The following is a 10887-nucleotide window of genomic DNA, read 5'->3' as shown; positions in this document are numbered from 1 at the left end:
CTCATGATGAACCCTGTTCCATGGCTCCAGATGACAAACATGATCTCATATCAGGGACTTGTTCGCACCTTCCTTAGGTAAAACTCGACAGCTTGCTGAACAAGTGTAAATGATGACATTAGCGTTGGTTTAGCATGCAAAAAGAAGGCTTTTTCAAACCCATCTTCACAACTTACAGATTTGTACTCGCTGTAATCTTTCAGCAAAGCAATTAAATTGTCCCATGCCGAATTCAACAACGAATCACCCATGTTGAAAAAATCATCCTTACTTGGAATATCTAGAACCATATACAACTACCTTTTTGATGGAACAATATGCTAGTAAAGTTTATAAAAGTGAGTAGATGGAGGGCGGTACTAATCCGTTCATAGAGCCTTCCAGATAACTCCGAACCGCCCTGATCGCCGCTACGAAAAGTTTATTTTAAATTACAACATTACCAGCCAGCCTCGGGTGCTGAACGTATTCGCCACGCATCCTTTTTTGGCTCTACTTTTGACCATCGGGCAAAAATACACTTAAGGGGCGGCAATGGAAAGCGCCACACGGCCTCGGAGTTGTGAACAGGTCAGGAGTGTGATCGAAGTGACACCCCATAGGGCGTAGTGGGCCAAGATTTATGGCGGCGGGTAATGTGGCTCGTGGTTAACAAGAATGGGCATGGCGATATAACCCGGGGCATCGCAATGCCCCGGGTTATCGATTGGTAGGGGAGGGTCAGGCGGGTTGGTGCAGGGTGATGCAGTGAATGCCGCCGCCACCGGCGGCCACCGGATCGATATTGATCAGCACGATGTCGCGGCCGGGATAGAGGCGGGCCAGCAGCTCGTGGCAGTAGCTGTCGGCCGCCTTGTCGCCAAACTCGGGGGCGATCACCGCGCCATTGATCGGCAAATAGTTGATGTAGCCGGCGGCAAAATCCCGGCTACGGCTGAAACGGTTGTCCCGCCCGTCCAGCGGGGGCGGCAGCACATGCAGCTCCAGCTTGTTGCCGTCGGCATCGGTGGCCTGCTTGAGGATGGTCAGGTGCCGGCGGGTCACCTCGTAGTCGTGGGACTGGGGGTCGTTGTCCAGATTGACCACCACCACCCCGGGGCGCACGAAACGGGCGTAGAAGTCGACGTGGGCATCTGTGATGTCCTTACCCTTGATGCCCGGTAGCCAGATGATTTTGCGCAGCCCCAGATTGGCCTTCAGCTCCGCCTCCAGTTGCGCCTTGCTCACCCCCGGATTGCGGTTGCTGTTGAGCCAGCAGCTCTCGGTCAAGATGGCGGTGCCGTTGCCATCCACCTCGATGCCGCCCCCCTCGCCGGTCAGCTTGCTCTGCAGATAACGGACCTTGGCCTGCTGGCTGACCAGCTCGGCTACCCCCGCATCCTGTTCGTGCTCCTGCTTGTCACCCCAGCCGTTGAAGTTGAAATCCACCAGCCCCAGCTCCCCTTCGCCGTTCTGGACGAAGACGCCGCCGGTATCCCGCAGCCAGATATCGTCCAGCTCGGCGACGATAAAGCGGGTGTTCTGCTCGCCACAGAGTTGGCGGGCCAGCGCCTGTTCGGCTTCACGGCAGAGCACGTTGACCTGGGTATAGGGCACCATGGCCTGCACCAGCCGGCCGATGGTCGCCTGCACCTCCTTGTAATCGCGGCCCCAGATGGCCGCGCTGGCGGCAAAGGCAACCCACACCCGGGTCTGAAACGTCGACTCTTCCGGCATGTAGAAGCGGGCGTCTGCCGAGCTGGCGACGGTTGCGGCGACCTTGGCCCTTGGCAGCGTACCCAGCCCGACCAAGGCGCCGAGGGCGGCCAGCTGTTTCAGAACATGGCGACGGGATGACATGAGATGACTCCTGTGAAAACGGGCTCGAACCTGAGCGTCCGGGCCCAACAAAAGGGGGATCAAAAACAAGCGCTGTTAATCGAATCACGCTGAGTAATAGACTATCCGCAGCATGGATGGTGAACAAACGATCGATTTTCCGTAAACGTGATAAGTGGAGCTAATCAATGGTGTTCAAGCAGTGGCCCCCGCTCAACGTGCTGCGGGGCTTTGAGGCGGCGGCCCGGCTCGGCAGTTTTCATCAGGCAGCGCAGGAGCTGCACCTGACCCAGTCCGCCATCAGCCAGCAGATCCGCTCGCTGGAGGAGCTGCTGGGCCAGCCGCTGTTTCACCGGCAGGGGCGCTCGGTCACCCTCACCGATGCGGGGCAGGATCTGCTGGAGACCACCCAGAGCGTGCTGCTGCAGCTGGCGATGGGGATCCAGCGGCTGGAGCAGTACCGCAAGCCCAGCCAGCTGGTGCTCAACACCAGCACCGCCCTCGCCCGCCACTGGCTGCTGCCGCGACTGGGGGCCTTTCATCGCGCCCATCCCGAGGTCGATCTCTGGCTGTTCACCAGCGACGAAGAGCCCATCATGGCCGAGCAGACCATCGATCTCGCCCTGCGCTGGGAACTGGCTCCCCAGGCCGAGTGCCGCCACCAGCTGCTGCTGGCAGACCACCTGCTGCCGGTGGCTGCCCCCGCCGTGCTGGCGCTACCTGCGGCAGAGCGCACCACTCTGCACGGAGAGCGGGAGCTGGACTGGCACCACTGGACCCTCAAGGGTGGAGAGGATCTGCACCTGCAGACCCGGGGGCTCAACTTCTCCGATCCCGGCCTCTTGCTGGACGCCGCCTGCCAGGGGCTCGGCATCGCCCTGGTGAGCGAGCGGCTCTCCCGTCCCGCTCGTCAGCAGGGGCAGCTGTTGCCGCTCTCTACCCACAGGGTCAAGGGGCCGCAGTGGCATCTGCTGGTGCATCAGGAGAGCGAGACCATGCCGGAGTGCCGCGCCTTCTGTCGCTGGCTTGAGTTGCAGTTTGCCGACCCCGCTCCCGCCGAGGATGGTTTGCCATCCCTCTGAGGCAGGTCACTGAATCGGGCCGGCAAGGGTGGTTAAATGGGCGTTCGTCTCTTTGCCGGATCTTGTCGTGACCATCCTGTCCGCCTCCATGCCGCCAGCCCGGGCCTGGCCTGACTATCTGCAAGCCTCCTGGCTGCGCTGCGCCCACCAGACCAGCGCCACCCTCTGGCATCCGCCCCACAGCGCCAAGGGGCAGACCTTGCAGAGCCTGCGCCAGCGCAAGCGCGACCTGCTCACCACCGGCGAGATGGCGCTCGAGGATCTCTACGAATTCATGGAGGGGCGCCCCTGCGCCCTGCTGCTCACCGACGAGAGCGGCTGCCTGCTGGCCCAGACCGGCCACCCCGACACCTTGCGCGAACTGGCGGCGCTAGGGTTTGGCCCCGGCGCCTTCTTCAGCGAGGGGCGGATCGGCACCAATGCCATCAACCTGGCCGCGCTGGAGGGGATGCCGCTCTGCATCAGCGGTACCCAGCACTTCAACCAGACCCTGCACCCCTGGCACTGCTGCGCCAGCCCGGTCTACAACAGCAATGGCCGTCAGGTCGCCATCATGGCGCTGACCTGCAAGGTGGAAGAAGCGAGCTCCGGCGATCTGGCGCTCACCGTCAGCGCCGGGCGCGAGCTGGCCCACCTGCTGCAGATGGAGACCCTGATGCAGGAGTCCCAGCACCACCTGAGCGAGCTCTACGCCTTGCTCGACGGCATGGATGACGGCGTGCTGGCCTGGGATCCTCAGGGCCGGCTACGCTACCTCAACGCCCTAGCGGCCAGGCGGCTGCGGCTCGACCCGGATCTCTGTCTCGGCCAGACGCTGGAGCAGCACCTGCTGTTGCCCCAGCGCTTGCAGCTCGCCATCAAGGGGCAGACTACCCTGAGCCATGTGGAGGTAACCCTGGAGCGGGTGGGCGGGCAGGAGGCGGAGTTCATCAGTGCGCTGGTGAGCCTCAAGCCGCTGCCCGGGCCGGACGGCGTCAGCTTTATCGTGCTGCTGCACCCGGTCGATCGGCTGCGAGCCATCCATCAGCTGCGCCAGACGGTGCCCGAACTCTCGGCGCTGGTGGGGGAATCGAGCGCCATGCGCAAGCTGCTGCGTTACGCCAGGCAGGCGGCCCAAAGCCCGGGCCCCATCCTGCTGCGCGGCGAAGAGGAGGTGGGCAAGGCCCAGTTGGCGGAGGCTATCCACTTCGGCAGCGAGCAGGCCGCCGGCCCGCTCGTCACCCTCAACTGCCAGGCGCTGCCGAGCGAGCGGATGGCGCTGGAACTGATGGGCTCCGACGAAGCGGGACAGGAGCGGGCCGGCAAGTTCGAACTGGCCCACGGCGGCACCCTGGTGCTGGAGCAGGTGGAGTGCCTCTCCTCACCCATGCAGGCGGCGCTGCTGCAACTGCTCAAAACCGGCCGCCTCCAGCGCTTCGACTCGGCCCGCATCCTGCCGCTCAAGGTAAGGATCATCGCTACCAGCAGCGCCGCGCTGGAGCAGAAGGTGCAGGCGGGGCACTTCGGGCGGCAGTTGCTCTATGCGCTGCAGGCGTGCGAGCTGTGGCTGCCGGGATTGCGCGAGCGCACTGCGGATCTGCCCGGCCTCATCAGCCAGCAGCTGGGGGCGCAGGGGCGCGAGCCGGGGCGCCAGTTCAGCCCGGCGGCTCTCGACTGCCTGCTCGCCTACCCCTGGCCCGGCAACCTGGGGGAGCTGCGCAGTGCCATCGAGCATGCCCTGCTTCACTCCAGCCAACCGCAGATCCCGCCCGAGGCGCTGCCAGCCGCCATTCGCCACGGCCATCAGCTGGTGGTGGACGAGGTGGTGGGACAACCGCTGCTCACCCTGGCCGAGCTGGAGCGTCAGGCCATCCTGCGCTGCGCCCACGCCTGCAAGGGGCAGGTGAGCCAGATGGCCCAGCAACTGGGGATCGGCCGTACCACCCTCTGGCGACGGCTGAAACTGCTCGAAATCGATCCCGCCGACTACCACGGTTGACGGCGGCCAGAGCTGTCGCCAACAGGCTCGCTGAAAACAAAAAGGCCCCGCAGATGCGGGGCCGTTTTTATATGGCAAGGTCAGCCGTGGCGCGGTTACAGCCCCAGCTGGTGGGCGGTGACGATGGCCGCCAGCACATCCTCGGCGGTGACCTTGAACGGCATGTTGTGGATGGTCTCCCCTTCCGCGGTGGAGGCCTTGGCCACGTCCATCAGGCGTGCCATGTCCAGCTCCTTGACCCCCATCATATGCAGGTTGGTGGGCAGGCCGATCGAGCGACAGAAACCCAGCACTGTCTCGATCTCCGCCATCGGCGCATTCTCCAGCACCAGTTGCACCAGGGTACCGAACGCCACTTTCTCACCGTGATAGAGGTGGTGACACTCGGCCAGCTGGGTCAGACCGTTGTGAACGGCGTGGGCGGCGGCCAGACCGCAGCTCTCGAAGCCGATACCACTCAGATAGGTGTTGGCCTCGATGATGTTTTCCACCGCCTTGGTGCAGAGCCCCTGCTCCACCGCCAGCTTGGCCTTGTAACCGTCGGCCAGCAGGGTCTTGTAGCAGAGCTCGGCGATGGCCTGGGCCGCCAGGGTGGAGGCACCACCGGCCATGGTCTGGCAACCGGACACCTTGTTGGCGCGCGCCTCGAAGTAGGTGGAGAGCGCATCCCCCATGCCGGAGACCAACAGCCGCACCGGGGCACGGGCGACCACCCCGGTATCCATGATGACCATGTTGGGGTTGGTCGGGATCATCAGGTATTCGCTGAACTGCCCTTCCGGGGTGTAGATGACTGCCAGCGCGCTGGTGGGGGCATCGGTGGAGGCGATGGTCGGCACTATGACCACCGGCACCTGCTGGTAGAAGGCGACCGACTTGGCGGTATCCAGCGTCTTGCCGCCACCGATGCCGATGATGACGTCAAACGGGGTCTGCTTGCAGCGAGCCAGCAGGCGGTCTATTTCGGGGCGGGAGCACTCGCCGTTGAAGCAGTCAAATTCGGGCTGGATGCCTGCCCCGTGGAAGCTGGTGGCCACGGTATCGCCAACCAGCTTGGTGACGAAGGCGTCGGCCAGGATCAGCGGCTTGGCGCCGAGCGCCTTGACGTAGTTGCCGATATTGGCGAGGGCCCCGTTGCCTTGCACGTATTTGTTGGGGCTGATGATGATGCGGTCCATATTTTATCCCTCTCTCTTTATTTATTAAGAATCGGGGCGAAGGGGCAGCAGTGCCGGGGACTCCTTCGTCTTGAATGGGGCTGCACCGGCTCAGCGAGCGAGTGCAGCGCCTTGCAACAGTGGCGTCAGTCGCCGAAGCGCTCCGCAGCCAGCTGCTGGAAGCAGGCCAAGGCGGCCTCGGCATCCTCCCCGCGCGCCAGCAGGGTGAGCCGGTCTCCCTGACGCACGTTGAGCATGGTGAGCCGGGTCAGGCTGCGGGGGTTGGCCTCTTTATCCTCTTTTTGCAACCTGAGTTCTGCGGCAAAAGGCTTGAGTGCCGCCACCAGGCGAGCGGCAGGGCGCACGTGCAGGCCGTGGGGATTGTCCACCACCACCTCGCAGCGCAGCCAACCGTCGTCGGGGGCAGGAGCGGCCTCAACATCCTGCGGCTCCGCCTTGCCCGTCAGCATCGCCTGTTTCGGGCCCAGCGCACCGAGCGCCTCGGCGGCGACCTCGTCCAGCGTCAGACCGGATCCGGCCGCCACCACGGCGGCCAGGGTGCCTTCGACCAGCGGGGCCGGGCAGAGCCGTACCCGAGCACTCAGCTGCGGGGGCAACAGCTCGAGGGCGGTCTCGGCGCTGAGCAGGGCGCTGCCCAAGTCCATCAGTACCAGCACGCCGCTGCCGTCATCCGCTTCTTCAATCGCACTCATCACGGCAATGGCGTCGGTGCCGATGGGGTGGTCGGGGTCATCGACCCCGGCCGCCAGCAACAGTTTCGCCGGGCTGCCCAGCTGGTCGGCCAGCGCTTTCAAGCCGGCTGCCAGCATGGCGCTGTGAGAGACCACTACGATTCCGATCATGTCACAACCTCGCTCTGTCACGCAGTGCAGTCAGCAGCAGCAGGGTCGAGGTGGCCCCGGCATCCTGATGGCCGATGCTGCGCTCGCCAAGATAGCTGGCGCGCCCCTTGCGGGCCTGCATCTGGATGGTGGCCTCGGTGCCGGCGGCAGCGGCAGCCACCGCCTTGTCCAGCGCCTCAGGTAGCGGCAAGCCTTGCTGCTCCGCCTGCTGCAGGGCGGCCAGGGCCGGCCACCAGGCATCGCACATGGTCTTGTCACCCGGCTCGGCGCGACCGCGCGAGACGATCCCCTCTACTCCATCGCTCAGCATCTTGCCGAGTTGGCCGAGGGTCAGGCTCTGGCAGGCATCGCTGCTGGCCGCGGCCCGGATGAAGAAGGTGCCGTAGAGCGGGCCGCTGGCGCCACCGACCGAGGAGAGCAGGGTCATGCCGGTGGTTTTCAGTACCTGACCGATGTCTTTGTCCGCCACTGCCGGCAGCTTCTCGGCCACCTTGGTAAAGCCGCGCTGCATGTTGAGGCCGTGGTCGCCGTCGCCGATGTCGGTATCCAGCGCCGTGAGGTAGTCACGCTGCTCGGTGAAGATATGCTCGCAGTCGAGCAGCCAGTTGACGATCTGATGTTTGCTTAGCATGGGAATGAGGGCTCCTTAGCAGCCGCGACGCAAGGCCGGGGTGTGAACGGGGGCATCCCACAGGGTCATCAGCTCGTCATCCACCTTGAGCAGGGTAATGGAGATGCCGGTCATGTCGAGGGAGGTGCAGTAGGGGCCGATCAGGTTGCGCACCAGATGGATGCCCGCCTCTTCGCACAGGGTAGCAAGACGGCCATAGACGCCGTAGAGCTCGGAGATGGGAGTACCGCCCAGGCTGTTGACCAGTGCGATGACGCGATCGCCCTTGTTGAACGGTTCGATGAAGGTGTGCTCCTCCTGCCAGCTGCCGGAGGTTCTGTCCCAGTGGCGCAGGGTACGGCCATAGGGGGTGTTGTCCGCCAGTTCATTGAACATGTCACCCACCAGGGTGTCGAGATTGGTGAAGGGACGGCGCGCTATGCCCGGCTCGCCATGGATGCCCACGCCAAACTCCATCTCGTTGTCCGCCAAGGTGAAGGAGGGCTTGCCGGCGGCCGGCACGGTACAGGCGTGGGTAGCGACGCCTATGGTGCGGCTCTGGTTGTTGATGCGGCGGGCCAGCGCCTCGCAGCGCGCCAGATCGTAGCCCGCCTCGGCGGCGGCACCGACCAGCTTCTCGCACAGCACGGTCGTGGCAACCCCACGACGGCCGGCGGTATAGAGGCTGTCTTTGACCGCCACATCGTCATCGATCAGGGCAAAACCCACCTTGACCCCGTCACCGTGCAGCAGCTCGACCGCGGTCTCGAAGTTGAGCACATCCCCGGTGTAGTTCTTCACCAGAAACAGCACGCCGGCACCGCCGTCGACCGCCTGGCCGCACTCATACATCTGATCCGGGGTCGGCGAGGTAAAGATCTCGCCGGGGCAGGCACCATCCAGCATCCCCTTGCCCACCAGACCGCCGTGCATCGGCTCGTGGCCGCTGCCGCCACCGGAGACCAGTGCCACCTTGCCCATCACGGGGGAGTCGGCACGGGTGATGTAGTGTGGCTCGATACGGACCTTGAGCTCGGGGTGGGCGGCTGCCATCCCCATCAGTTGTTCACGGACCACGGCATCGACGGCATTGATCAGTTTCTTCATGGCTCACTCCTTGGCTTGCCACCGCACGGGTAGGCAGATGGTTGATGGAGCCAGTCTAACGACAGAAAACAGGATAAAAATAACCGGGAGTTTGGTTCGGATTTGAAACAGCAGAAGGGTGGTCGGCGTTTCAATCTGAAACAACGCGGAGCCAATATGAGGAAAACTGTTAGCCGTCTCACAGCCAACAAAAAGGGCCCCCGCAGGAGCCCTTCACGTAAACCGGGAGCCTTAGATGGCCCAACCACCGGCATAGAAGATCACCAGCGCCACGGCGATGATCACGGTGCCGATGTTGAGCTTCTTCCACTCGGCGGCAAACAGACGACCGACGACCATCGCCACGAAGCCCAGCATGATGCCGGTAACGATGTTGCAGGTGAGCACGATAAAGACGGCGCACAGCATGCCGGAGAGCGCATCGACCGAGTCGTTGAAGTCCAGCTTGGTGACGTTGCCCAGCATCAGCAGACCGACGTACATCAGCGCCGGTGCGGTGGCGTAGGCCGGTACCAGGTAGCTCAGCGGGGAGAGGAAGATCATCAGCAGGAACAGCACGCCGACCAGAGCAGCGGTCAGACCGGTCTTGCCACCGGCGGCGGTGCCGGCGGCAGATTCGATGTAGACGGCAGCCGGTGCACCACCAACGGCGCCCGCCACCATGCTGCTGACGGAGTCGGCAGTCAGCGCCTTGCCGCCGCTGATGATGTGGCCACGCTCGTTGATGAGACCCGCCTGACCGGCCACGGCACGGATGGTGCCGGTAGCATCAAACACGGCGGTCATCACCAGCGCCAAGACGGTCGGGATCACCACCGGATTGAGGGCGCCCAGCAGATCCATGCTGCCTACCAGGGAGCCTTTCTCGCCAGTCAGGCTCGGCATGGCGAAGAAGCCCTGCCAGGTCACTTTCGGATCGAACACAAGGCCGAGAATGGAGATGGCGATGATCACCATCAGGATGCCGCCCGGCACTTTGCGACGCTCCAGACCGAAGATGGCGGCCAGACCCAGCACCGTCATGATGACCGGGAAGGCCGTCACTTCACCCAGCTGAACCGGCAGACCGGCGCCTTCGTTCTTGATCACCATGCCGACGCCGTTGGTGGCGATCAGCAGCAGGAACAGACCGATGCCGATGCCGGTGCCGTGGGCGATGCCGGAGGGCAGGTTGTCCAGGATCCACTGGCGCACGCCGGTGACGCTGATCAGGGTGAACAGAACCCCCATCAGGAAGATGGCGCCCAGCGCCACCGGGATGCTCAGCCCCTGCCCCAGCACCAGGCTGAAGGCGGTAAAGGCGGTGAGGGAGATGGCACAACCGATGGCCATCGGCAGCTTGGCCCACAGGCCCATCAGCAGAGAGCCGAAGGCGGCGATCAAGCAGGTGGCGACAAACACCGGTCCCTGTTCAAAACCGGCAGCACCCAGCATGTTCGGCACCACTATGATGCTGTAAACCATGGCCAAAAAGGTGGTCAACCCGGCCAGCAACTCCTGGCGCACGCTGCTGCCGCGCGCAGAAATGGAAAAATAAGAGTCCAAAAAGCCGCCGTTCCCTGATTGGGCGGCCATATCTTGCTTTGCCATAACTTGTCCTGAAAGTGTGAAGGAAATCGTTTGCTTTCGTGGCGCGCAAAATAGCAAGAATTTGTCGGAATTGCAGCGAATTCCCTGACTTTTTCATCAAAATGGTCGTAATCGTTCTCGTTCGGACACGGATTTGCTTGCCTGCCTGTCACGGATCTCACCTTTACCCATCAGGCTCGCTCCTATACTGCAGAGAACCACTTGCACTGTCAGACGAGAGATACCCATGCACACGCGCAATCTGCTGAACGATATTCCCTCGCCACTGCCTACCGAACTCTTTCAGGATCTGGTCAGCACCAACCATCTGCGGATCGAACGCATCCTCTCCCACGGTCATCACACCGTCCCGGGAGAGTGGTACGATCAGGATGAGCATGAGTGGATCCTGGTGGTACAGGGGGAAGCCAGCCTGCTGTTCATCGACCCGCAGACTCAGCAACAGCAGCTGGTACAACTGGGCCCGGGCGACCACATCAATATTCCCGCCCGCCAGAAACACAGGGTGGAATGGACCCACCCCGACATGACCACCATCTGGCTCTGCGTGTTTTACTGAGTCTCTAGAGGGAGAAAAGGCAATTCGGGGGAAATGATGGCTGTGTCGGAAACGAAAAAAAGCCCAGTCGTTAGACTGGGCTTCTTAAGTAGTGGCGGAGCGGACGGGACTCGAACCCGCGAC

General features: G+C 63.1%; 10 protein-coding genes. 3 read left to right on the top strand and 7 right to left on the bottom strand.

All coding sequences use genetic code 11. From position 1 onward, the window contains the following. Nucleotides 1-50: 50 nt before the first annotated feature. Together PG881_RS23275 and PG881_RS23270 are read right to left on the bottom strand one after the other, a co-directional pair. Entirely contained in the window at nt 51-290 is a 240-nt protein-coding gene (locus PG881_RS23275; RefSeq protein ID WP_270803208.1) for a hypothetical protein, read from the bottom strand. Nucleotides 291-720: 430 nt separating this feature from the next. Continuing rightward, nucleotides 721-1839 carry an agmatine deiminase family protein gene (locus tag PG881_RS23270; RefSeq protein ID WP_270803206.1) on the bottom strand — a complete coding sequence of 373 codons (1119 nt, stop codon included), beginning with the start codon at nt 1837-1839 and terminating at the stop codon, nt 721-723. Nucleotides 1840-2006: 167 nt separating this feature from the next. On the opposite strand from PG881_RS23270, the gene PG881_RS23265 reads away from it, so the two are divergent. Together PG881_RS23265 and dhaR are read left to right on the top strand one after the other, a co-directional pair. Next, entirely contained in the window at nt 2007-2900 is an 894-nt protein-coding gene (locus PG881_RS23265) for a LysR family transcriptional regulator (RefSeq protein ID WP_270803203.1), read from the top strand. A 67-nt stretch (nt 2901-2967) separates the two neighbouring features. After that, the gene (dhaR, locus tag PG881_RS23260; protein ID WP_270803201.1) at nt 2968-4878 is read left to right on the top strand and encodes a dihydroxyacetone kinase operon transcriptional regulator DhaR; all 1911 of its coding nucleotides are present in this window, start codon (nt 2968-2970) and stop codon (nt 4876-4878) included. Between the two features lie 95 nt (nt 4879-4973). Here dhaR and PG881_RS23255 read toward each other — a convergent pair whose 3' ends face one another. From PG881_RS23255 to PG881_RS23235, 5 genes are all read right to left on the bottom strand, one after another. Then, nucleotides 4974-6056 carry a glycerol dehydrogenase gene (locus PG881_RS23255; RefSeq protein ID WP_270803199.1) on the bottom strand — a complete coding sequence of 361 codons (1083 nt, stop codon included), beginning with the start codon at nt 6054-6056 and terminating at the stop codon, nt 4974-4976. Nucleotides 6057-6181: 125 nt separating this feature from the next. After that, the gene (gene dhaM, locus PG881_RS23250; protein ID WP_242797129.1) at nt 6182-6898 is read right to left on the bottom strand and encodes a dihydroxyacetone kinase phosphoryl donor subunit DhaM; all 717 of its coding nucleotides are present in this window, start codon (nt 6896-6898) and stop codon (nt 6182-6184) included. Between the two features lies 1 nt (nt 6899). After that, complete coding sequence (dhaL, locus tag PG881_RS23245; protein WP_016352257.1) at nt 6900-7529, bottom strand: dihydroxyacetone kinase subunit DhaL; 630 nt, start codon at nt 7527-7529, stop codon at nt 6900-6902. A 15-nt stretch (nt 7530-7544) separates the two neighbouring features. Next, nucleotides 7545-8615, bottom strand: coding sequence for a dihydroxyacetone kinase subunit DhaK (dhaK, locus tag PG881_RS23240; RefSeq protein ID WP_270803194.1), 1071 nt, complete (start codon nt 8613-8615; stop codon nt 7545-7547). A gap of 231 nt (nt 8616-8846) precedes the next feature. Continuing rightward, nucleotides 8847-10205, bottom strand: coding sequence for an NCS2 family permease (locus PG881_RS23235; RefSeq protein ID WP_270803192.1), 1359 nt, complete (start codon nt 10203-10205; stop codon nt 8847-8849). 226 nt (nt 10206-10431) lie between these two features. Between PG881_RS23235 and PG881_RS23230 the strand changes: the two genes are divergently transcribed. Next, a complete protein-coding gene (locus tag PG881_RS23230; protein WP_270803190.1) occupies nt 10432-10764 on the top strand; it encodes a cupin domain-containing protein in 333 nt (110 codons plus the stop codon). Nucleotides 10765-10887 lie beyond the last annotated feature (123 nt).

Source organism: Aeromonas sp. QDB54 (assembly GCF_027707385.1).
Lineage (GTDB): Bacteria > Pseudomonadota > Gammaproteobacteria > Enterobacterales > Aeromonadaceae > Aeromonas > Aeromonas hydrophila.
Note: the sequence above shows the minus strand (reverse complement) of the source record. Positions and strands in the feature narration are given on the sequence as shown.

Excerpts from the sequence above, each read along its gene's own strand:
- PG881_RS23235 (WP_270803192.1), bottom strand. The coding sequence starts at position 10,205 with ATGGCAAAGCAAGATATGGCCGCCCAATCAGGGAACGGCGGCTTTTTG.
- PG881_RS23265 (WP_270803203.1), top strand. The coding sequence starts at position 2,007 with ATGGTGTTCAAGCAGTGGCCCCCGCTCAACGTGCTGCGGGGCTTTGAG.
- PG881_RS23255 (WP_270803199.1), bottom strand. The coding sequence starts at position 6,056 with ATGGACCGCATCATCATCAGCCCCAACAAATACGTGCAAGGCAACGGG.
- PG881_RS23275 (WP_270803208.1), bottom strand. The coding sequence starts at position 290 with ATGGTTCTAGATATTCCAAGTAAGGATGATTTTTTCAACATGGGTGAT.
- PG881_RS23230 (WP_270803190.1), top strand. The coding sequence starts at position 10,432 with ATGCACACGCGCAATCTGCTGAACGATATTCCCTCGCCACTGCCTACC.
- dhaK (WP_270803194.1), bottom strand. The coding sequence starts at position 8,615 with ATGAAGAAACTGATCAATGCCGTCGATGCCGTGGTCCGTGAACAACTG.
- dhaL (WP_016352257.1), bottom strand. The coding sequence starts at position 7,529 with ATGCTAAGCAAACATCAGATCGTCAACTGGCTGCTCGACTGCGAGCAT.
- PG881_RS23270 (WP_270803206.1), bottom strand. The coding sequence starts at position 1,839 with ATGTCATCCCGTCGCCATGTTCTGAAACAGCTGGCCGCCCTCGGCGCC.
- dhaM (WP_242797129.1), bottom strand. The coding sequence starts at position 6,898 with ATGATCGGAATCGTAGTGGTCTCTCACAGCGCCATGCTGGCAGCCGGC.